General features: G+C 32.9%; 19 protein-coding genes, 2 pseudogenes and 1 riboswitch. Of the genes and pseudogenes, 13 read left to right on the forward strand and 8 right to left on the reverse strand.

From position 1 onward, the window contains the following. Positions 1-46: 46 nt before the first annotated feature. Positions 47-2,248, reverse strand: a complete 2,202-nt coding sequence (locus tag B2G86_RS13390; RefSeq protein WP_198931327.1) for a VWA domain-containing protein — start codon at positions 2,246-2,248, stop codon at positions 47-49. A 310-nt stretch (positions 2,249-2,558) separates the two neighbouring features. Between B2G86_RS13390 and B2G86_RS07105 the strand changes: the two genes are divergently transcribed. The 5 genes and pseudogenes from B2G86_RS07105 (at position 2,559) to B2G86_RS07120 (ending at position 8,848) form a co-directional block, all read left to right on the forward strand. After that, the gene (locus tag B2G86_RS07105) at positions 2,559-4,424 is read left to right on the forward strand and encodes a BglG family transcription antiterminator (RefSeq protein ID WP_078357434.1); all 1,866 of its coding nucleotides are present in this window, start codon (positions 2,559-2,561) and stop codon (positions 4,422-4,424) included. Positions 4,425-4,503: 79 nt separating this feature from the next. Then, positions 4,504-5,887 (forward strand): annotated as a pseudogene (locus B2G86_RS07110) (PTS fructose transporter subunit IIC); the annotation flags it as partial. Between the two features lie 143 nt (positions 5,888-6,030). Beyond that, positions 6,031-6,465: pseudogene (locus tag B2G86_RS13625) on the forward strand (PTS sugar transporter subunit IIA); the annotation flags it as partial. 83 nt (positions 6,466-6,548) lie between these two features. Beyond that, a riboswitch (TPP riboswitch) is annotated at positions 6,549-6,648 on the forward strand. A gap of 109 nt (positions 6,649-6,757) precedes the next feature. After that, complete coding sequence (locus B2G86_RS07115; protein ID WP_078357436.1) at positions 6,758-7,510, forward strand: 3-oxoacyl-ACP reductase; 753 nt, start codon at positions 6,758-6,760, stop codon at positions 7,508-7,510. A 30-nt stretch (positions 7,511-7,540) separates the two neighbouring features. Further along, positions 7,541-8,848: an NtaA/DmoA family FMN-dependent monooxygenase gene (locus tag B2G86_RS07120; protein WP_078357437.1), complete on the forward strand. Its 1,308-nt coding sequence runs from the start codon at positions 7,541-7,543 to the stop codon at positions 8,846-8,848. On the opposite strand, the gene B2G86_RS07125 is transcribed toward B2G86_RS07120, so the two are convergent. Continuing rightward, on the reverse strand, positions 8,845-9,768 hold the full coding sequence (locus B2G86_RS07125; RefSeq protein ID WP_078357438.1) for an AEC family transporter: 924 nt from the start codon (positions 9,766-9,768) through the stop codon (positions 8,845-8,847). The two genes, B2G86_RS07120 and B2G86_RS07125, sit on opposite strands and share 4 nt — an antisense overlap. A 336-nt stretch (positions 9,769-10,104) precedes the next feature. On the opposite strand from B2G86_RS07125, the gene B2G86_RS07130 reads away from it, so the two are divergent. Next, positions 10,105-11,349 (forward strand): Glu/Leu/Phe/Val family dehydrogenase, encoded by a 1,245-nt coding sequence (locus B2G86_RS07130; RefSeq protein ID WP_078357439.1) that lies wholly within the window; start codon positions 10,105-10,107, stop codon positions 11,347-11,349. Positions 11,350-11,457: 108 nt separating this feature from the next. Here B2G86_RS07130 and B2G86_RS07135 read toward each other — a convergent pair whose 3' ends face one another. Continuing rightward, positions 11,458-12,384: an osmoprotectant ABC transporter substrate-binding protein gene (locus tag B2G86_RS07135; RefSeq protein ID WP_198931328.1), complete on the reverse strand. Its 927-nt coding sequence runs from the start codon at positions 12,382-12,384 to the stop codon at positions 11,458-11,460. A gap of 192 nt (positions 12,385-12,576) precedes the next feature. Between B2G86_RS07135 and fni the strand changes: the two genes are divergently transcribed. The 5 genes from fni (at position 12,577) to B2G86_RS07160 (ending at position 18,266) form a co-directional block, all read left to right on the forward strand. After that, positions 12,577-13,617, forward strand: a complete 1,041-nt coding sequence (fni, locus tag B2G86_RS07140; RefSeq protein ID WP_078357441.1) for a type 2 isopentenyl-diphosphate Delta-isomerase — start codon at positions 12,577-12,579, stop codon at positions 13,615-13,617. Positions 13,618-14,170: 553 nt separating this feature from the next. Continuing rightward, positions 14,171-15,145 carry an SMP-30/gluconolactonase/LRE family protein gene (locus tag B2G86_RS07145; RefSeq protein WP_078357442.1) on the forward strand — a complete coding sequence of 325 codons (975 nt, stop codon included), beginning with the start codon at positions 14,171-14,173 and terminating at the stop codon, positions 15,143-15,145. Between the two features lie 119 nt (positions 15,146-15,264). Next, positions 15,265-16,188 carry a mevalonate kinase gene (mvk, locus tag B2G86_RS07150; RefSeq protein WP_078357443.1) on the forward strand — a complete coding sequence of 308 codons (924 nt, stop codon included), beginning with the start codon at positions 15,265-15,267 and terminating at the stop codon, positions 16,186-16,188. Positions 16,189-16,193: 5 nt separating this feature from the next. After that, a complete protein-coding gene (mvaD, locus tag B2G86_RS07155; RefSeq protein ID WP_078357444.1) occupies positions 16,194-17,177 on the forward strand; it encodes a diphosphomevalonate decarboxylase in 984 nt (327 codons plus the stop codon). Positions 17,178-17,189: 12 nt separating this feature from the next. Continuing rightward, positions 17,190-18,266, forward strand: a complete 1,077-nt coding sequence (locus B2G86_RS07160; RefSeq protein WP_078357445.1) for a phosphomevalonate kinase — start codon at positions 17,190-17,192, stop codon at positions 18,264-18,266. A 149-nt stretch (positions 18,267-18,415) separates the two neighbouring features. Here the strand turns inward: B2G86_RS07160 and B2G86_RS07165 are convergent, their stop codons facing one another. Beyond that, entirely contained in the window at positions 18,416-18,886 is a 471-nt protein-coding gene (locus B2G86_RS07165; RefSeq protein ID WP_078357446.1) for a peptide-methionine (S)-S-oxide reductase, read from the reverse strand. A gap of 143 nt (positions 18,887-19,029) precedes the next feature. Here B2G86_RS07165 and B2G86_RS07170 point away from each other — a divergent pair, with 143 nt between their 5' ends. Continuing rightward, complete coding sequence (locus tag B2G86_RS07170; protein WP_078357447.1) at positions 19,030-19,506, forward strand: GNAT family N-acetyltransferase; 477 nt, start codon at positions 19,030-19,032, stop codon at positions 19,504-19,506. Positions 19,507-19,639: 133 nt separating this feature from the next. Further along, complete coding sequence (gene spn, locus B2G86_RS07175) at positions 19,640-19,972, forward strand: SPIN family peroxidase inhibitor (RefSeq protein WP_078357448.1); 333 nt, start codon at positions 19,640-19,642, stop codon at positions 19,970-19,972. A 56-nt stretch (positions 19,973-20,028) separates the two neighbouring features. Here spn and gtfB read toward each other — a convergent pair whose 3' ends face one another. The 4 genes from gtfB to B2G86_RS13400 all read right to left on the reverse strand — a co-directional run bounded on the left by gtfB (position 20,029) and on the right by B2G86_RS13400 (position 23,538). Beyond that, entirely contained in the window at positions 20,029-21,348 is a 1,320-nt protein-coding gene (gtfB, locus tag B2G86_RS07180; protein ID WP_078357449.1) for an accessory Sec system glycosylation chaperone GtfB, read from the reverse strand. Then, positions 21,341-22,846 carry an accessory Sec system glycosyltransferase GtfA gene (gene gtfA, locus B2G86_RS07185; protein ID WP_078357450.1) on the reverse strand — a complete coding sequence of 502 codons (1,506 nt, stop codon included), beginning with the start codon at positions 22,844-22,846 and terminating at the stop codon, positions 21,341-21,343. Before gtfA ends, gtfB begins: the two co-directional genes overlap by 8 nt. A gap of 30 nt (positions 22,847-22,876) precedes the next feature. Next, positions 22,877-23,053 (reverse strand): hypothetical protein, encoded by a 177-nt coding sequence (locus B2G86_RS13395; RefSeq protein WP_198931329.1) that lies wholly within the window; start codon positions 23,051-23,053, stop codon positions 22,877-22,879. Between the two features lie 107 nt (positions 23,054-23,160). Next, positions 23,161-23,538 carry an LPXTG cell wall anchor domain-containing protein gene (locus B2G86_RS13400; RefSeq protein WP_239734823.1) on the reverse strand — a complete coding sequence of 126 codons (378 nt, stop codon included), beginning with the start codon at positions 23,536-23,538 and terminating at the stop codon, positions 23,161-23,163.

The following is a 23,538-nucleotide window of genomic DNA, read 5'->3' on the forward strand; positions in this document are numbered from 1 at the left end:
TCCTATAAATAGAGCCCTTTCTTAAATTCAAGAAAGGGCATTAATGTTATTGTTTTCGTCTAAAAGCAAATAATCCAATACCTATCACTAATAATAAAATACCAATGAAAGTTGATATTACTGGATGAGATTTAATTGCTTCACCCGTATTTGGTAAAAAGTTATTTTTATCATTATTCTGTGTTTGACTATTTGAATGTTTGTCTTTATCTGTACTGCTAGAATCATCATTTGGTTTTAATTGATTCCCTTCTGCAGGACTACTTGGTTCTTTAGCACTTGGATCAGTATTTGGTTTTTCTATACTTGAATTTGTACTTGGTTCCTCTGTACTTGGTTCTTCCGTACTTGGCTCTTCCGTACTTGGCTCTTCTGTACTTGGTTCTTCAGTGCTTGGTTCTTCTGTACTTGGCTCTTCTGTACTTGGCTCTTCCGTGCTTGGTTCTTCCGTACTTGGTTCCTCGGTGCTTGGCTCTTCCGTACTTGGTTCTTCGGTGCTTGGTTCTTCGGTGCTCGGTTCTTCCGTACTTGGTTCCTCCGTACTTGGCTCTTCGGTGCTTGGTTCTTCCGTACTCGGTTCTTCTGTACTTGGTTCCTCTGTACTTGGCTCTTCTGTGCTTGGCTCTTCTGTGCTTGGCTCTTCTGTGCTCGGCTCTTCAGTGCTTGGTTCCTCTGTGCTCGGCTCTTCCGTACTTGGTTCCTCGGTACTTGGTTCTTCAGTACTTGGTTCTTCAGTACTTGGCTCTTCTGTGCTCGGCTCTTCTGTGCTCGGCTCTTCCGTGTTTGGCTCTTCCGTACTTGGTTCCTCGGTACTTGGCTCTTCAGTGCTTGGCTCTTCAGTACTTGGTTCTTCAGTACTTGGCTCTTCTGTGCTCGGCTCTTCCGTGCTTGGCTCTTCCGTGCTCGGCTCTTCCGTGCTTGGTTCCTCTGTGCTTGGCTCTTCTGTGCTCGGTTCTTCAGTGCTTGGCTCTTCTGTGCTCGGTTCTTCAGTGCTTGGCTCTTCTGTGCTCGGTTCTTCAGTGCTTGGCTCTTCAGTCGAAGGATCACAATTTAATGTATTAGCATTAATCATGCCTTCTTTTAATAATTGTCGGTCGTTACCAAATTGAACAAATCCACTCGTAACAACAGTGTTGTTTTCAGTCACTTTTTCTTGTTCATTTAATTTATAATTTACTTTTACATTTCTTATATTACTTCCAGCTTTTAAATCAAATGTAACTTTATTGCCTACTTTTTGATATTGAATATTTTCTCCAGTATCAGTAGTTATATTAAATTCTTTTAAGTCGAAATTCTTATTAATGTTAAGTTCAACTTGTGTTTTAGGTACAGAAAGAATTGAATTTGCTATTAATCCTGATAACCTTTTTGCAAAATTATTAATATCATTTTCAGCAATAAAATGACCTTCACTTGATGCACTATTAGCTAATCCATTTTTAATATATGGTGAAACTTGAGATTGATACTTATCATAATACTGTGTAGGCGAAGACAGCTGATTAATACTTTCCCAGAATCCTACTGACATTTCATAATCAGATGAATTTATAGTTTGCATTAAATTTTGAACTTGTGAAAGTGCCCCTTTATAATCTTGATTGTATTCTAATGAGTATGAATCCCCAGTTGTATAATCAGAAGTTTGATTATTTAGTTTATGTACGTATCCATCTAACTGAACATTGGCAACTCCATCAGTTATTAATAAAAATACAGTCTTTCTATCTTCTGACTCATTAGATCTTATACTTTTATATTGATCAATTGCATATTGAAGTCCTGTAGCAGTTGGTGTCCCGCCAGCAAGAACTAAATTATTATAAGCAGTTGTTAAGTCTTTATTCCTACTTAAGTTTTGTAAAGTTTTAGTGGAAACAGGAGTACCCCCTACTATAGCAGTGTTTCCATTATTATATTTAACTTGATTACCACCTTGATAAGAAGTGAGCATTACTCTGTCTTCAGGATCCATTTTTTGCACGGATTGTGTAACTGCAGACTTAACACTTGCTATATTATCTTTAAAACTACCACTAGCATCTTGAATGATTACTAGATCCACCGGTCTTTTGTCTTCTTTAATATCAAAAGAAAAATCACCTTCTACCGGTCTCATGCACATGTTATCTCCATCACCTACTCTTATTGAGTGTTCGATTGGTTCATCTTTTGCTTGTATAAATTGGTCAAAATAACCAAAAATTAATAAAAAAGATGCAAATAAAAATATTGTCTTCTTCATATATCCTCCTAATGTCATTTTATGGAAATGCATTTAATGGAATTATACTATAATTAACAATCGATTTGTATGATTTTATGTAAAATATTTTCCAGTTAATAATAATATTAATTTATATTTTTAATGAATTCTTTCATTTTGAATTAATCGAATATTTATATTATTATTTCTAAAAATTACCAAAATTCTATTAGTTATATCTTTATATTTAAAGAACGATAAACACTGATCAAACTTGTTTATCATATTTTTAATGCTTACAATATAATGGAAACGGAATAGAATGATTTGGGGAATGTGGTGAAAGAATATGTTAGATAGACACGTTAAGTTAATTAAATTATTACTACTAAATAGTGAAAGTTATTTAAACGGGAATGAAATAGCTGACTATTTAATCGTTTCTAACCGAACTGTAAGAAACGATATTAAATATATTAATACTGAAATTATTGAAAATGTCATTATAAGTGTTAAAGGTCGTGGATATAGGTTAAACAAAGAGCTATATAGCATTAATGAGATTGAAAATATTTTAATACAATATACTGAAAAGAACGGGCAAACGATGATAAAGCTAGCTTATCAACTGCTTATGTATAAACAATCTGTTACTTTAGATCAATTAGCCCAAGATTTTAATTTAAATAAAAATGAAATTATAGACTATATTGCACAAATTCAATCTTGGTGTGAGTCTTTTGATATTTCAATTAAACTCGTTAAAAGAAAAGGTGTAACAATTAAAGGTAATGAAATGGATATACGAAATGCAATTCTCCATTTAAATCAGCTTTCTACTAATGATGTCAAAGTAGAAGATTTTATTATTCATGAAATCCCAAAAGCACATAGTCAGCTAATCATGTATATTATGGAACAACATTTAAATGAACAAGGTATCCAAACTTCTAAAGTGCATATACGACAATTACTTGTACACCTAATTATTATTTTCAAAAGAATTAAAGAATCAAATGAAAAATGGGACATTAACGAAGAAGCACTCGTCATTTCCCGGGCAATTATTCAAGACATTAATCAACAATTAAAATACAATTTAAGCGATGAAACAGCAAAGTTATTTTCATTCTTTATTAGTTATTATTTTGATAAATACGATCTTGGATTTAAGCATATTTTCATCCAAAGTTATATAGATAGACTGATACACCAAATGAATCTGAAAGTTGGCATCGATTTCGAGCATGATGACTTACTTCGTGAAAATATTTATTCACATTTTAGTAGAACTTATTTAAGGATTGTAAAAAATATTTATATAAACAATCCACTTACCGATGATATTAAACGACAATATCCTTTTGTTTTTAATGCATTATATGAAACGGTTAATCATCTTGAGTCAGATGCACAACTTAATTTAAGCGAGGATGAAATTGCCTTTTTAGCATTACATTTTCAATCATCAATTGATAGAAATGTACAAGAACACTTCAATATTGTCATTACGTGCTATTACGGTCTCGGCATTTCAAGTTTATTAGAAGCACGCATACAAAAACTTAACGACAAAATTAACATTACAGATACGCTAAAACTTGAAGACGTTCCTCAATATCATTTTTCTAATACTGATATACTCGTTACGACACATGAAATCGATATGGCAAACGTACCTGATTCAGTTGAGGTCGTGCACGTTTCTCCATTATTTTCTGAAGATGATGCAAATAAAATTCAAACCATTTTAAATCAAAAGCAAAACCCAATCCTAAAAAAAGATGCCTTATCACCCATTGAATTTGTATCTCAACCTATTCAACAAAATGAAACTACAACAGTAGATATTTTTGAACAAACTCAAATTATATTGGAAGATAAACATGCTATAACAAATGGTTATATCGAAAGTGCTTTAGAACGCGAAAAATTCTCCTCAACTTATATAGGAAACAATATTGCGATACCACATGGTGATCCTACACGTGTTCTTAAATCTCATGTATTGATGTTTAGACATCGGCAAGAGGTACCTTGGAAGCAACATAAAGTAAAATTGATTTTCTTTTTAGCAATCGCTGATAGAGATGCTCAAGTTATGAAAAAAATCATTCATAGTATAGCTGCACTTAGTGAACAAGACGTAGAATATTTATTAAAACTTGATGATAAACAATTCAAAAATAAAATCATAAAACGATTTAAAGAATAATTGCCACTACTAACGGCAATTATTCTTTTTTATTAGCTTTTGAATGCGTTTACAATGAACTTAAGAAGGAGATGACGTTATGAAAATATTAGCTATAACATCTTGTCCAAACGGGATAGCACATACATACATGGCTCAAGAAAAATTAGAGCAAGCTGCTAAAGAAATGGGCATAGATATAAAAGTAGAAACACAAGGTGGTGTTGGGGCAGAAAATGTACTAACATCAAAAGAAATTAGAGAAGCAGACGGCATCATTATTGCTGCTGACAGACAAGTTGATTTATCACGCTTTGACGGGAAACGATTAATTAACGAAAGTGTAAGAGAAGGTATCCACAATCCTCAACTACTTATTCAACGCATCATTGATCAAGACGCTAAAATACATCATGATAAAAATGGTAATAAACAAGCTGATGATGATGATCAAAAAAGTGGTCTACAAATGGTATACCAACATTTAATGAATGGTGTTTCCTTCATGGTTCCATTCATTGTAGTTGGTGGTTTATTAATGGCTATAGCATTAACATTAGGTGGAAATGCTACGCCAGAAGGATTGAAAATTCCAGAAGATTCATTTTGGAAATCTATAGAAAACATTGGTAGCTTAGCATTTAGTTTCATGGTTCCTATACTAGCTGGTTATATTGCGGTCAGTATTGCCGATAAACCTGGTCTAGTTCCAGGTATGATTGGTGGTGCAATTGCCGCTGACGGAAGTTTCTATGGCAGTGAAGCTGGCGCAGGTTTCTTAGGTGGTATTGTTGCTGGTTTCTTAGCTGGTTATATAGCAAAATGGATTAAAAACATCAAAATTCCAAAAGCGATGGCACCTATTATGCCAATTATAATTATTCCGATTATATCTTCAATAATAGTAGGACTCATATTTATATTTGTTATTGGAGCACCAATTGCCAGCATTTTTGAAGGATTAACAACATGGTTAAAAGGTATGCAAGGTGCAAATAGTGTCATCTTAGCCCTTATTATTGGCGCAATGATTGCATTTGATATGGGTGGTCCTGTAAATAAAGTAGCTTTCTTATTTGGATCAGCATTAATTGCTGAAGGTAACTATTCAGTTATGGGTATGGTTGCAGTAGCAGTATGTACGCCACCAATTGGATTAGGACTAGCAACATTCTTTAATAAACGTAAATTTAATAAAGGTGAAATTGAAATGGGTAAAGCTTCATTCACAATGGGACTTTTCGGTATTACCGAAGGTGCTATCCCATTTGCAGCCCAAGATCCATTACGAATTATTCCAGCAAATATGGTTGGCGCAATGGTCGCTGCCGTTATAGCATCTATAGGTGGCGTTGGAGACAGAGTAGCTCATGGTGGACCAATCGTAGCAGTACTTGGTGGTATAGATAAAATATTATGGTTCTTTATAGCCGTTATTGTCGGAAGCATCGTGACAATGCTTGTAACATTACTTTTAAAGAAAAAAGAAAAATCATTAGTCACAACTGATACTGCAGATTCAGACAGTAACCTTACATCTTCTTTCATGGGAACTGAAGATGATGATCATAAAGAAGAAACAACATCAAACACTGAAAAGAAAGAAGAAAATACAGAAACGTTCGAAGTATTTGATAAGAATGTTATAGCAATAGAAAATCGTAACATGTCTAGAGATGAAGCTATAGATAAACTTATTCAAAACTTAAAACATCATAACTATATTGAAGATGAACAAATTTTGAAAGAAGGCGTACTTAAACGTGAGTCAGAATCAACGACTGCAATAGGTATGAATGTAGCCATCCCGCACGCTAAATCAAATGTCGTAAAACAACCAGTTGTAGCAGTACTCAATAATAAAAACGGTGTAGATTGGGAAAGTTTAGATCATACACAACCAAAAATCATCTTCCTAATCGCCGTACCAAATGACAGTAGTGATACACACTTAAAACTACTACAAAGACTATCACGTACGCTGATGGACGACGAAACACGAGAACAATTAATAAATGCAGATAGTACTGATAAAATATATAATATATTGAAAGAAATATAATTTGAAGCGCTCAGTATGAATCTTGCATCTCTTAGACTAACTTGACATACTTACCTAAAAACTATACATTGAAAATAATTAAATAAATGCACTAGGGGTGTTTTAAACTGAGATGAGTATTTACTCAAACCCTTCGAACCTGAACTAGTTCATACTAGCGTAGGAAAGTGTTGGTGAAATGAATTTGTAGGGACGAATATGCCCTTTTATAAATAGCTTTCTAATTTTACACAACTTTCTTACAAGATGGTTGTGTATTTTTTTATTTAAATTTTGATTAGGAGTGATTTAAATGACGAGAACAGTATTAGTTACAGGAAGTAGTAGAGGTTTAGGTGCAACAATTGCACGTACATTAGTAAATGAAGGTCATCAAGTTATCATCAATTACAACAACAGTAAAGAATCCGCTGAACATCTTGTTGCTGAACTTGGGAATGAATGTGCTATTGCTATTAAAGCAGACGTTACAAACCGTAAAGAAGTTAATCAATTAATATCAGAAGGAACAAAACACTTTGGACAAATTGATGTTGTTGTTAATAATGCACTCGTTAACTTTAAATTTGATCCTGTTAAGCAACAACCTTTTATCGATCTTTCTTGGGAAGATTATCAACAACAAATTGATGGTACTTTAAAAGCTGCTTTTAATATCGTTCAAAGTGTGGCGCCTCAATTTATTGAAAGAAAACATGGAGCTGTTATTAGTATTGGAACAAACCTATTCCAAAATCCCGTTGTGCCATATCATGAATATACAACTGCAAAAGCCGGATTAATCGGTTTCACACGCAATATTGCAGCAGAATTAGGCCAATATGGTATTACTGCAAATGTAGTATCTGGTGGCTTACTAAAAACGACCGATGCAAGTTCAGTTACAACACCTGATGTGTTTGATTTAATTGCCCAGTCTACGCCTCTAAAAAAAGTTACAACTCCACAAGATGTTGCAAATATGGTGAGTTTTTTAGCATCAGATAAAGCAACCGGCATAACAGGGCAAAACTATACTGTTGATGGTGGTTTAACGATGAACTAGCATTTCAAACGAGAATTAAGGAGAATATGAATGAAAAAATTCAATCATGAACAACTAAACATCGGTGTCTTATTATATGGATGTGGACATCATCAAGCTGCATGGCTTATGGAAGATTCATATATCGAGCAAATTGGAGATATTTCATACTATCAATCATTGGCTCAGCTTTCAGAAAAAGGATTATTAGATGCAGTGTTTTTTGCTGATAATCAATCGTTCCCTGCTAATGCAGACAGTGAAATGCCAGCATTTTGGCTAGATCCAATTGTGAATTTAACTGCTATATCTCAAGCAACAAAACATATTGGATTAGTTTCAACAATATCAAGTTCTTTCTCAAATCCTTATACTGCAGCTAGACAACTTTTAACGCTTGATCATGCTACTAATGGACGCGTCGGTTGGAACTTAGTTACATCTATGTCCGACTTAGAAGCACAAAACCATAGTATGCCTGCTCTCCCACCACACGACAGAAGGTATCAACAAGCTTATGAGTTTGCTGATTTAATGGATAAATTGTTCACTTCTTGGCATAAAAAAGATTTCATACATTCGCGAACAACAAATCAATTGATTAAACACGAACATATTCATTCTTTTAATCATTCTGGAGAGCATTTTCAAGTCAATGGACCTTTATCGACACCAAGCAGTCCACAAGGTAAACCTGTCGCTATGCAAGCAGGCGCTTCTAAACAAGGAATTGCTTTAGCAGTCAAACATGCTGATGCTGTCTATTCTGTTTCTTGGAATTTGAAACAAGCAAAAGCCTATAGAACCAAATTAAACAACGCGATTCAGCAAAGTAACACTCCGAATAAATACATTAAAGTATTCCCTGGATTAGTAACTTATGTGGCTGAAACGCATGAAGAAGCTTTGCTTAAAAAAGAAAAATTAGATAAACGACTTCCAATAGAAAATGCTATAAAACAACTTAGCACTTTTGTAAGACAAGACTGTACAAAATGGTCATTAGATGAACCCGTTCCGGAATTGCCTCCAGTAGAATCATTCGATGGTCCAGTAGGCAGATATGAAACTATTTTAGAAATTATTGAAGACACCCAACCTACAGTAAGAGCATTATTAGGTTATCTCAATGCTGGCGGTGGGCATCTTACTTTAATAGGGACACCTGTTGAAATTGTAGATGAAATGGAACGTTGGTTTAAATTAGGCGTAGCTGACGGCTTTAATTTAATGCCCCCTACTCTTCCATATAGTTTAGAAGACTTTGTAAAATTTATTATTCCAGAGTTACAACGTCGTGGACTTTATCGTGAATATTACTCAGGAAATACTTTTAGAGAATATTTAAATTTACATTAAAAAATAATATGAGATAAATAAATGACGATAACTACAGAAATCGAGCTGAATAAAGTAGACATAAAGACAAGTTCTGCCGCCAATTCTGGATAATTATCATATTCTTGAGCAATAACCGAACTATTTACAGATGTCGGCATAGCTGAAGCAATAAATAAAGTTTGTGCAATAATACCATCCAACCCCATGCATTTTATAATAACAAGTGCAATCGCTGGACCAACTATCAGTCGAACAAATATATAAATATACGATGACGACCATCTGAAGTTAATTTTAATGTTCGCAATTTGAGCTCCTAATAGAATTAAAGCAACTGCAATCATGGCGTCAGACAAATAACTAACTGTTGTCCACATAAATTCAGGAATTGGAATATGATTGTAGTTTAAGATGATTGCTAGTAAAAGCGCATAAATAATCGGCATCTTAAAATAATTAATGAGTGCTTTAAGTTTACCTAATTGAACAGATTGAATCGCAAAGACACCATATGTAAACGTAAAGATATTTTGTAAAGTTAACACAATCACTTGCGCTGACATTGCTAGTGGATCACTCTTAAAAACAATATCATTTAATGGTGCACCATAATTACCAGAGTTAAAAAAGAGCACGCTGTTCGTCAATGTCGTCTCTTTACCTTTATCTAAATTTTGTATTTTGGCCAATGCGAAAGCAACGATATATAACATCACGATGTAAATAATAAAGAAGATAACAATAGAAATCAGTAAATTAACAGCTAAGTCAGCTTTGTAGAACTTCGCAAAAATAAACCCAGGAACGAACACGTTAATATTCAATTTAGCTAACGTTCTCAAGTCTAACTTAACACGCTTTTGTAGAACATAACCTAATCCTGTCATTAGAAAGATAGGTACAACAACAGTAAGTAAAATATTGAACATTTCAGCCAAAAAAACACCCCCTCTTTCAAGTAACAAATGCTATTGATTACATTTATCATAACATTGTTAACAACTTGTTGGAGGGGGTATTTTCAGCGAGTACGTTATAACAAAAACGAGTCTAGGACATTTAACTTGTCCTAGCCTCGTTTCACACTATAATAAATCTTTACTCGTTATATTTGAAACAGCTCATAAATTTACTATATAAATAAGAATTATAAAATTTTCGAATTTTTTAGTAAATTCTGTTTATTTTATTGAAAAATATTTTCATAAGTACTATGATTAGTTTTAATATGTTTTTTTTAACATAGTTTTTATACATACGAAGGAGAGTCAATCATGAGTGAAAAAAGTAATCTTGTTACTTCAACACAGAATATTATTGAAGAAGCATTATATAAATTAGGTTATGATGAAGGCCTTTACGAGCTTATTAAGGAACCTGCTAGATTCTTAAAAGTTCGCATACCAGTAAAAATGGATGATGGTTCAGTACAAACTTTTACAGGCTATCGTTCTCAACATAATAGTTCAGTAGGACCGACTAAAGGTGGCGTTCGTTTCCATCCAGATGTCGACGAAAATGAAGTCAAAGCTTTATCTATGTGGATGACTTTGAAATGTGGCATCGTTAATTTACCTTATGGTGGTGGTAAAGGGGCCATTCAATGTGACCCTCATAATATGAGCAAGACAGAACTTGAACGATTATCTAGAGGTTTTGTCAGAGCAATATCTCAAATTGTCGGACCTTCTAAAGACATTCCGGCACCTGATGTGTACACGGATGCTCAAATTATGTCGTGGATGATGGATGAATATAGTTTGATGCATAAAGTAAATGCGCCAAACTTTATCACAGGTAAACCGATTGCATTAGGTGGTTCACTTGGACGTGAACAAGCGACTGCATTAGGTGCTGTTATTACAATCGAAGAAGCGGCTAAACGTAAAAATATTAACATAAAAGATTCACGTGTTGTCATTCAAGGATTTGGTAATGCTGGTAGCTTTATCGCTAAAATTCTACATGATAAGGGTGCGAAAATTGTCTGTATTTCTGAAAGTCGCGGTGCATTATATGATCCTGATGGTTTAGATATTGATCATTTATTAGAACTGCGTAAAGAACATGGTAGAATCACACCTTTATTTGATAATCTTATTACAAATAGTGAATTATTTGAAATTGATTGTGATATTTTAGTACCAGCAGCGTTAGCTAACCAAATCACTACTCAAAATGCCGGTGATATTAAAGCAACTATTGTAGCTGAAGCTGCTAACGGCCCTACTACACAGGAAGCTACACGCATCCTTACTGAGAATGGTGTATTATTAATTCCAGACGTATTAGCTAGTGCTGGTGGCGTAACTGTTTCCTACTTTGAATGGGTTCAGAACAATCAAGGTCTTTATTGGACTGAAAAAGAAGTCAATGATTTATTAAAAGAAAAGATGGTTGAAGCTTTTGATAAAGTGTATGAAATATCTCAAAGTCGACATTTAGATATGAGATTATCTGCCTATGTCGTAGGAGTTAGACGAACTGCCGAAGCAACCCGTTTCAGAGGTTGGGCATAGCATTATATATAAAGTAAGAGGCTGGGACAAATTATTGTCTCAGCCTCTTATCATTAGATTCGCATTAGTTAACCGTATGGGATTTCTGACTTACTTCTGCTTTTACATTTATTCGAAATAATTATGTTTTTTTAGGAACTTTTCTGCAATAATAGCTGGTTCTTCTTTTTCACCATCAGCTTTAAAATTCAGTTCTTGCATTTTTTTCGTAGAAACTTTATCAAGTAATTTTTCGATTGATTTTTTAGATTTCGGATTTTCTTTTAAATATTCATTTGTTGCTAATGGACTTGCATCGTAAGGTGGGAAGAAATGACGATCATCTTCTAAAGTCACTAAATCATAGGCAGCAATTCTTCCGTCTGTCGTATAACCAAGTGCTGCATCGATACTCTTATTCTTCAATGCATCATATACGAGTCCAATTTGCATTGATCTTATATGTTCAAATTCAAATCCATAAGCTTTTGTAAATGCTGGATAGCCGTCACCTTTACGCTTTATCCAAGTCGCGTCACTTGCAACTCTTAGTTCATCTTTATGTTTTTCTAAATCTGATACCTTTTTCAAATTATATTTTTTAGCTGTTTCTTTTGTTACAGTAAAAGCAAAAGTATTTTCAAATCCATATGAATCAAAAAATGTTTGGTCAAATTTATTTTGAAAACCTGTCTTAACTGCTTTTTCAGCTTTTTTAGTATTTGTAATAGGATCTGAATCAAGCGCACCTACTAAATCAGTACCTGTATATCTTGTAGCAGATATTTGAGCATCATCATTTAAAATTGCATTATGTTCAATGGCTGCAGAGCCAAGATTATTTACAATAACCGGTTTAACTTCCCCATTTGTATCATGTTCAATTTGTAGTCGAATCATATGTGCCATAATTTGAGATTCGCTTGTCGCAAGCGCAGTTATTTTAACACTGTCAGCTGATGCTCCGCCTAAACCCGGCAATGAACACCCACTTAATAATAATGTACAAATCATAATTAAAGTAAATTTGTGAAGTTTAATAACGTTCTCCTCCATAAGTTATATATCTATAGTATTTACTATTTATATTAACACAAATAGCTAATTCTGTTTTTCTAGTCTATATGAACGGCAGTCTACACGGTGTCTAGAATGATATTGTTTAGTTTATATTCAATATGACAACTGCTATAATGTGTATGAGATAAAATAAATCATTAAACATTTAGATGCACGGAGGATAAATGAATGGACGACTCACTAAGAAGTAAAAGAAAGAATGAACATATTCAATTAGCTTTAGATACTTATCAATATGCAGGTACTGATTTTGATAAAGTACAGTTAATTCATCAATCCATTCCTTCAATAAATAAAAATCAAATCGACTTATCTGTACAATTCCCTCACTTCACTTTCAAATATCCTATTTATATCAATGCGATGACAGGTGGAAGTGAAAGAGCAGCAACAATAAATAAGGAATTAGCACAAATTGCGAAAGCATGTGATATTCCAATGGCAGTCGGTTCTACACATTCAGCTTTAAAAGATTCTAATGCTGAATCTAGCTTCACAGTTGTACGAGATGAGAATCCTGATGGCCTAATTTTTAGTAACGTTGGAGCAGATATCGAATACGCTAAAGCAAAAAAATCAATTGAATTATTAAATGCAGATGCCTTACAAATTCATGTTAACGCACCACAAGAATTAATTATGCCTGAAGGTGATACTCAATTTGAAAATTGGTTAACAAACATTCAAGAAATCCAAGAAAACATTGATATACCCGTCATTATTAAAGAAGTAGGCTTTGGTATGAGCGCCGAAACAATTAAAAAGGTAAAAGATATAGGAATTCAATATGTTGATATAAGCGGTAGAGGTGGAACTAACTTTGCAGATATTGAGAACCAAAGAAGACCATTAAAAGACATGGCATTCTTAAATCAATGGGGACAAAGTACAGTACAAAGTTTACTAGAAGCTAAATTATTAAACACAGATATCCATGTACTAGCAAGTGGCGGTGTTAAGAACCCATTAGATGCTATAAAATCATTAGTATTAGGTGCAGAAGCAGTCGGCCTATCTGGATACGTACTTAAATATCTAGATGAGTATGGAGTAGAAGATACAATAGAACATATGAAACAATTCATAGAACAAATGCACGTAATAGCAAACTTGTTGAATGCATCTAAAGTATCAGATTTAAGATCAGTCGGTTATGTATTGTCACCAGATTTACAAACATATCTAGAACAACGCTCAAAAGTAATATAATTTCAAAAAACGTAGCAGCTTTTTCTAAATCAGGAAAAGCTGCTTTTCATTTGTGAAATGTCTTAGATTAATTGTGGAATTAATCTACAACTTAGCCCAACTCTTCGATTAACTACTGAATTAATCTACAACTTTAGTCTTCTCTTAGATTAACTTCTGAATTAATCTACAACTTACACCATCTCTTCGATTAACTAACGAATTAATCTACAACTTTAGCCTTCTCTTCGATTAACTACTGAATTAATCTACAACTTTAGTCTTCTCTTCGATTAACTAACGAATTAATCTACAACTTTCTCCATCTCTTCGATTAACTCTCTATTTAATCAAAGTCTTCCAATATATCATAATTTTACTCAGCTTTTCTCCTCTTATATTTATGTATTTATCCTATACACCCCCACTATCTCCTGTATATAAGACTTTTTTACGATATAATATTCATTTTCAATGTAAGATATAAAGTGATAATATTAAATATATATCTTAATCGTATCTTTAAAGTGCACGCTCGCTTTTTTATAGAGTATAAATTGAAGGAGAGTTGAATATGACTAATCAAGATATTCCATCTTTATATTACACAGAAGCCTCGAAAAGTGCTGTTCCGCTTCTTGAGAGTGAACAACATATACAAACTGTTACTGCCGACCCTTGGCTAAAAATTTCTGACGAAGGTCTTCAATTAGAAGGCTTGTGTTTTGATAGAGATCATAATCTTTTTTTATGTGAAGTATTTGGCGGAACCATTTTTAGAGTAGACTTACCTGAGAAAAAAGTGAATACTGTATTCAAATCTGAGAAAACAAACCCAGCTTCTGTTAAAATACATAAGGATGGAAGCTTATATTTGTCTTACTTAGGTGATTTCAAAAATTCTGGTGGTGTTATATCCACTGATTCGAACGGTCATAATCCTCAAAGTATTGTTTCAGACATTGATACTGAATATTGTATTGATGATTTAGTATTTGATAGTAAAGGTGGTTTCTATTTCACTGATTTTAGAGGTTACTCTACTAACCCTCTTGGCGGTGTTTATTATGTTTCACCAGATCATCAAACGATTACACCTATCATTCAAAACATGGCTGTAGCAAACGGCATTGCATTAAGTACAGATGAACGTATCCTTTGGGTTACTGAAACAAACGCCAATAGATTACATCGTATTTCTTTAGAAGAAGATGGTGTTACGATTGAACCATTTGGCGCATCAATTCCTTATCATTTTACTGGTCATGAAGGTCCGGATTCTTGTTGTATAGACAGTGATGACAACCTTTATGTCGCTATGTACGGTCAAGGAAGAGTTCTTGTATTCAACAAAAATGGTTACCCTATTGGACAAATATTAATGCCAGGTCGAGATCAAGGTCACATGTTAAGATCTACACATCCTGCGTTTATCCCAGGTACAAATCAATTAATCATTTGTGCTAACGATATAGAACGTGGTGGCGATTCTTGGTTATTTACAGCAAAAGGCTTCGCAAAAGGACATAATAGTTATCAATTTCATTAAAAGTGTAATTTATATACATTAATTAGTTAAAGTTTTTGAATATATGGTGACAGAGCTTTATAATAATATAGTGTTGTTTAACAAAAATAAAATAGGAAATATTAAAGGTGATTGAAAATATGGCACAAATAGGATACGGGGAAGCAAATGGTAAAGTCATTTTAATAGGAGAGCATGCTGTTACTTTTGGACAACCAGCAATAGCAATTCCATTTACAACAGGTAAAGTGAAGGTAACAATTAAGTCTCTTAGTAAAGATGACGCTTCATACATTAATAGCGATGTATATGAAGGTCCGTTACAACAAGCGCCTGAACATATAAAAGCTGTTACGACTCGCTTTGTCGAAAAACATCATATAGAAGACTCTATAAATGTTACTTTTGAAACGAATCTTCCCCCTTCAAGAGGATTAGGTTCCAGTGCTGCTATGGCTATCGCCTTTGTAAGAGCAAGTTATGATTATATAAATAAGCCACTTACCGACGAATTATTAATAGAAGAAGCGAATTGGGCAGAACAAATCGCTCACGGCAAACCGAGTGGCATCGATACTCAAACAATTGTTTCTAATAAACCTGTATGGTTCCATCAAGGAAAAGTAACAACTTTAAATCCTTTAGCATTAAAAGGATATATGGTTGTAATAGACACTGGTGTTAGAGGCTCTACAAAGAAAGCAGTAGAAGATGTCCATAACTTATGTGATCATAATGAGCAATGTATGCGATTCATCGAACATATTGGCAATCTCGTATATGAAGCAAACGAAGCAATTGAACGTCATGATTTCAACCAATTAGCACATGTGTTTGAGCTAGCTCAAGATAATTTACGTAAGCTTACTGTCAGTCATGATAATATCGAAGCATTACTTGAAATAAGCAAAACACAAGGAGCAACTGCTGGTAAACTCACTGGCGGTGGTCGCGGCGGTAGTATGATTGTACTCGCACAAAACCTTGAAATAGCTGAAAAAGTGGCAACAAGTGCTGAAAAATTCGGTGCACATCATACTTGGATTGAAAACTTAGGAGGTTAACGAGATTGAATATTAGTGGCAAAGCCCGTGCACATACAAATATTGCTTTAATTAAATATTGGGGAAAAGCCAATGAGGACTTAATCATTCCCATGAATAATAGTTTATCCGTTACACTAGATAAATTTTATACAGAAACTAAAGTAACATTTAGTCCTGATTATAAAAAAGATACTTTAATATTAAATGGACAAGAAGTTAGCGAAGAACAATCTAAGAAAATTTATCGTTTTATGGATATCGTTAGAGAACGTAGTCAATCATCACTACACGCACACATCGAAAGCGTCAATTATGTACCTACTGCTGCTGGTCTTGCATCTTCTGCAAGTGCATATGCAGCCTTAGCAGCTGCTTGTAATGAAGCGTTAGATTTAAACATGTCAGATAAAGATTTATCTCGATTAGCACGAAGAGGTTCCGGTTCTGCTTCAAGAAGTATTTTCGGCGGATTTGCTGAATGGGAAAAAGGATTCGATGATGAAACATCATATGCACATTCAATAGAATCAGATGGTTGGGAAGACGATTTATCTATGATATTTGTCGTTATTAATAACCAATCTAAAAAAGTCTCTAGCCGTTCAGGTATGTCTCACACACGCGATACATCTCGATTCTATCAATATTGGTTAGATCATGTAGATGAAGATATTGCATCTGTAAAGCAAGCAATTAAACAAAAAGACTTCAAACATTTAGGTGAAGTCATAGAAGAAAATGGATTACGTATGCATTCTACAAACTTAGGTGCACAACCACCTTTTTCTTACTTAGTTCCTGAAAGTTATGAAGTTATGGAAATTGTCCACAACTGTAGAAAAGCTGGATATCCATGCTATTTCACAATGGATGCTGGACCAAATGTTAAAATTTTAGTTGAAAAGAACAACCAACAATATATAATAGACGCTTTACTTGAATCTTTTAATGAAGAACAAGTTATTGCGAGTGATATTACTCACACAGGTATTGAAATTATGGAATAAGGAAGAGATAAAATGATTCAAGTCAAAGCACCAGGAAAGCTGTATATCGCTGGAGAATATGCAGTTACAGAACCTGGATATAAATCTGTATTAATCGCAGTTGACCGATTTGTGACGGCAACTATTGAAGATACTCATTCAACTTCAGGATTTATCCATTCTAAGACTTTACATCATGAACCGATTACTTTTAAAAGAGAACAAGATAAAATAATCATTTCTGATACAGATGCAGCAGATCAACTTAAATATATTACACAAGCTATTGAAGTGTTTGAACAGTTTGCTAAAAGCTCAAACGTCACTTTAAGACATTACAATCTTACAATAGATAGTAATCTTGATGATTCATCAGGACATAAATATGGATTGGGTTCTAGCGCAGCAGTATTAGTATCCGTTATAAAAGCGTTGAATGAATTTTACAATATGCAATTATCCAACTTGTACATCTATAAACTAGCCGTTATCGCAAACATGAAATTACAAAGTTTGAGCTCATGCGGTGATATTGCTGTTAGTGTTTATACAGGTTGGTTAGTATATAGTACATTTGACCACGATTGGGTAAAACAACAAATCGAAGAAACATCTGTATTGGATGTTCTATTTAAAAACTGGCCAGGTTTACACATAGAACCACTTCAAGCACCAGAACATATGGAAGTACTAATCGGATGGACAGGTTCACCAGCCTCTTCACACCATTTAGTAAGTGAAGTTAAACGCTTGAAAGCCGACCCAACAATATATGGACAATTTCTTGACCAATCGCAAACATTTGTCGAACAACTTATAAAAGCTTTTAAAACAAATAATATTCAAGGCGTACAAGAAACAATTAGAAAAAATCGCACAGTCATCCAATATTTAGATTCATTCGCTACAATAGACATCGAAACACCACATTTAAAAAAATTATGTGAAATCGGCGAAACATATGGCGGCGCAAGTAAAACATCTGGCGCAGGTGGCGGTGACTGTGGCATAACAATCGTTGAAAATGATAAAAACAAAAGAAAAATATTTGAAGAATGGTCTAAGAACAACATCAAACCACTCAATTTCAGCATTTATCACGGACAATAAAATATACTAAAAGAACCCCTTTGCTGAACAAATAAACACGTTGAGCAAAGGGGTTCTTTCGATATAGAATAAATTAAACTACATCTTCAACTAAAACTCATCTCTTCCTAATCAAAAACTAAGCACAGTCATCGTTTTATGACTGTGCTTTATTTATATTTATTCATTAATGTTTTTGGGATATGACAATAATCATTAGGAAATTTATCTAATCTGTCTTGATGTTCTTCTGCACTTTTTACATAATTCATCAACATCTTAACTTCTACTGCAATTTTTTTTGCATCGTATCGATTTTTAATAAATTGACGAGCAGTTTCTAAATGTTCTGGTTGCTCACTATAAATGCCTGTTCTATATTTCAAACCAACATCTTCACCTTGTTTGTTCACACTATAAGGATCAATAATTTCAAATAAATAACTCATCATATCATCAACTGTTACACTTTCAGGATTAAAGTTAACCTTTACACATTCTGCATAGCCATCATACTCACCTTCAATTGTACTACTACTGCCATTTGCCCTACCTGCTTCAGTCTCTATTACACCTGGTAAAGTCTTCAAAAAAGCTTGCACTCCCCATAAACAACCACCAGCTACATATATTGTTTCCATCATTAACGCTCCTAAAAATAAGATACATTCATTATACAAGAAAGTAATATAAATACACTGAATTTCATTTGTTATGTTACAATACATTAACTCAATTTTTAAAATTTAGCTATTTCACAATAAATTGGAGAACGAGGTGTTATATGAAACTCGTAGCTTATGATGACGCATACTATGAAAAAATAGAAAACTTTCAAATCAATTCTTCACAATTAGAATTCACTAATGCACCACTTGATAACATAAGATTAGCAAAACAAAACCCTAATAGACATTGTATACTGGGATTATCCAACCAAAATGATTTAGTTGTATTCTACGTCTTACATGAAGATTGTGAGTTTACAAATTACTTTTCGACCCCAGCAGAATCAACGATATTTATAAGATCTTTATCAACCGACGAACGTCACCTTAGAAAAGGTTATGCTAGGAAAAGTTTAGAACGCTTAGACGCATACTTAGTTGAACATATGTCACATATCAAACACATAGCTTTACTCGTAGACAAACCAAATCAAATTGCCTATCAATTATATACAAACCTCGGCTTCAAAGACGTGAAAGTAGAAGTAGATAATGATGGGGATATTCAATTATTGATGGAAAAAAGCTTATAGTAAAGTAACTTATCTACTACCTACCTCCTAATCCTTAACTATTTCTTAACTAATATTAAATAACTTTTAACTGCCTCATTTTTATATTTTTTTATATTATAATCAACTCATCAAACGATTTGGAGATGATTATATGAATATTAAAAAGTTAATTCCTGTTACTTTAGCAACTGTTATTTTAGGTTTTGGGGCAGCTAATATTACTGAAGCGAATCATGCTGATGCGAGAACTCATTCTCAAAATGGACTCACTTTACATGATGATACTCGCTTACCATTCCATACCAATCAAAATTTAGCAGCACTTTTGAATAAGGATACAGATGCTTTAACTAAAAACCAACTTATCGATTATTTTAAAATGTTAGGTTTTAAAAATGTAGGGCAAGTTATACAAACTGCTGAAAAACAAAATTTAGATGTATCTGAATTTAATAAGTACAGAAATCACACAGGTTGGGAATAATAAAAAAAGTAGGGACAAGTACACGTCCCTGCTTTTTTTAAATTCATGTCGAATTCCTATTTAAAGCCTTCTTTAAATGTTGCTTTATCTATTGATCCCGCATGTTCTAATTGACGATTTAATCTATCATTTATTACTGATTCATTATTATCAAGTTCTCTCAAGACCTCAACTAAATCATGATATTTTTCTAATGAAATTTGATTTTCTGTAGCAACATAATTTTCATTATGCAACGTTTCTTTATATCCTAATATTAATAATTGATAATCAAACGCTGCTTTAACTGCATCCAAAATTTCATTTCCTTTATTAATATCTAAATAAATATCGCATTTGTTATATAAAGAAATAATTTTATCTTTTGGAGCGTTCGGAAATAACGTTACATTATCGTAACTATTTAGTTTCGTTAATTTTTGTGACATTTCAGTTAAAGCTACAATATGAAATTGGTATTGAGGGAGACTATTAACTAAGTCTTCTAAATTAGGTATTTGATCAGAATTTGTTAATGTTAATACATTATGCGAATGTTGATTCTGACTCACAAAATCATATACATACCCTAATTCTAAAATTTGATTTTTATGCTCCTCATCTACTAATTCAATTAAATTGTTAAATTCATTTTTACTCGGTGCTATCACATGGCAGCCTCGCAATTTTTTAGAGAGCATCAATTTCATATTTCCTGGTAAATTACCGTTTGCTTTCTCTTGCCAAAACAAATAATCATTACCTTCAACCTTCAAGTCATGCAGCACAGCACATGGAATGGATAAAGAATTTATTAAGAAACTGTCCATAGGCATATTAGCTACTTTTAAGTAAAAAATAATAAATTGTACTTTTGAATGAAAAATATATTCTTTCTCTTGCCATTTTAAGATGATATCATTTGTTATAAAATTCTCTGTAATAATTTCTTGATTTTGATCATTGAACCAACGTTTGATGATTCTACGTTGATTATCATCTACAATTAATTGAGCATATTTTAGACCATTCTTATTATAGTAGTCTATTACTTGAGTTTTGCTATATTTATTTAGCCATTCTATGCGTTCAACAATTCTAAAGCCAAAATTATTTTTATAAATAATTCTTCCTTTAGTTTCACCCATATCCTTAATTTCTGCTGAGTTATTATTACCTTCTATTTCCCAAAATTGTGGAACATTAACTTGATTAAAAAACAATGCCTCTGATGATTGATTTTGATTACATGCAAAAAATTGATATGGTGTTAAAATATTTGAAGGTAAAAACCCATCTTCTTCAATCACAATTGTTACATTGTCCATATTAACATTTTTGAATGTTTTATAAAGAACTTTTGTTTTTGTATTGAATGATTCAAAAAGATTAATCATATAGCACCTCTTCAATTAAATTAAACCATCTTTGTCTTATTTTTTCTGTTTTAAAAGTTTCAGCAATCTCATAAGAATGACGATTATATGAAGCTTGATCATTTTTGAAAAATTGAATAATGGCATTAGCTAAATTATCTACAATTTGTTGTTCAGATTGTTCATTTGTATTTATAGGTATTAAGTATCCATTTTCATCATTACTTATAAAAGTTGTATTACCATAATCAACTTCAAAGCCAATCATTCCTAATCCTGAACCAATTGCCTCCATTAAAGTTAATCCAAACCCTTCGCTAGTTGAACCAGATAAAAACAACTCATATTCAGCATACACATCTTTTAAATCCACGTGTCCTAAAAGAGATATATAGTGACTTGCGTCATTTTCATTGATGATTTTTTGTAATGAATTTCTTTGACCACCTTCACCATAAATATCAAATTCAATCGATGATATAGTTTGTTTGGCAATAACGACTGCTTTAATCAACCAATCTATATGTTTCTCAGAAGCTAATCTCGAAGCCGTAATAATTGAATTAGGACGTCTACTCAATGGCCTAATAATGTTATCAATACTACCAACTGGTATTGTGTATATTACTGGAATAACATTGTAATATTTTCTGAATTGTCTCGTTAGCAAATCTTTTTGTCGGTCCGTTGCAGCGATATAAAAATTAATTTGCTTAGAATTTGAAAATACATATTCATAATGGTTATTCCATAAAATATGTTTATCTGATGTTGAATTTTCACTATAATGTTCCGCATGAATAACGATCCCCAACTTAGATTCACCTTTATTTTGAATTATAGATTGTGCAAATCCTTTGGAACGATCAACAATCACAATATCTTTGGAGGATAGTCTAAGTGACTCCATAAAATAGGCTACAAATTCTTGTTTAGAATATAAGATTTTATCCTTAAACATATATAATTCGCTACTATCATTAATATACTCATTATAAGCAATAGACCCATCTTCATTGTAAAATTGTCTCATATATATTTTCGCTCTGTTTTCATGAGGTGCATAATACTCTGAAAAAATTCTAGTATAAGAATAATAGTCTTTCCTAATTAATTTACCTCTAGATACAAATTCAGCTCTATCAACAAATGGCTGTCCTTGTTCCTTCAAATAACAAAGGACATACGTTTTATCTACATCATTAAAAAGTTTAATCGTCTTATTTTCTTCTACTTGGTGTGTTATCTCCATATCAAGTGTTTTAATCAAATCATTCACAGTATATGAAGTTGGTGCAATTTTAATGTCAGTAAAATATTGGTATAGCCAAATAATTTCATCATCAAAAAATCCTAAATGGCTCGTTAAAGACTGCAAATTTTCATGAGCAAAAAAATCTAAAAACACAAATTTAAAGCCTTCATTTTGTTTCCTTAACATATTTGCTCTATATAATTGTGCATACTCAACACCACTACTCGCCCAACCAATACCATAATTAATATTATAAATTGTCATAAAAAGCCCCTTCGCTACATATAAAAATCATTAAATAAACACTCTAAAAATACTAAACAACATAAAACTCACAATCATAAAAGTCCCTACAAACTTCAAAGATAAAAATTGTTTCTTCTCCTTGAGTTCCCCTTCAGATTCTTTAAATTGAAGTAACTCCTCTTCAATTTCCTTATTAATTTCTTCTATATCTTTATAGTTTCCCATAAACTATCCTTCTCCTTTTACATTTGTAATAATTATACACTTTTCACACATTTATCACAAAACAAGCTAAGAGAAAAACCCTTAGCTCATTTAAAAAATTCAATAAATCATGAAGACTCATTATCACGCTTGTTTTTGCGACGACTTCTAAATAAGAAAATTCCACCCATAGCAGCGAACATTCCACTCATTAAACCTGAGTTTTCTTTCACTTCACCTGTATCAGGTAATTTGTCATCACTAGCTTGTTTATCCTTTTCATCATTACCTATATGTTGATCATCAATTGAACTATATGAATCACTTACTTCAAGCGTGTTCTCTACATCACTATTCTGAGATAGCTCAGAATCACCCATAGATTCCGAAGTTTCTTGAGATTCACTTGCATTTAAAGACTCACTCTCATTTGGTGATACAGAAATACTTTCTGACTCACTAGAATTAATCATTTCAGATGTACTTAGCGATTCACTTAAAGACAC

The sequence above is a fragment of the Mammaliicoccus fleurettii genome, assembly GCF_002018435.1.
In the GTDB taxonomy this organism is placed as follows: domain Bacteria; phylum Bacillota; class Bacilli; order Staphylococcales; family Staphylococcaceae; genus Mammaliicoccus; species Mammaliicoccus fleurettii.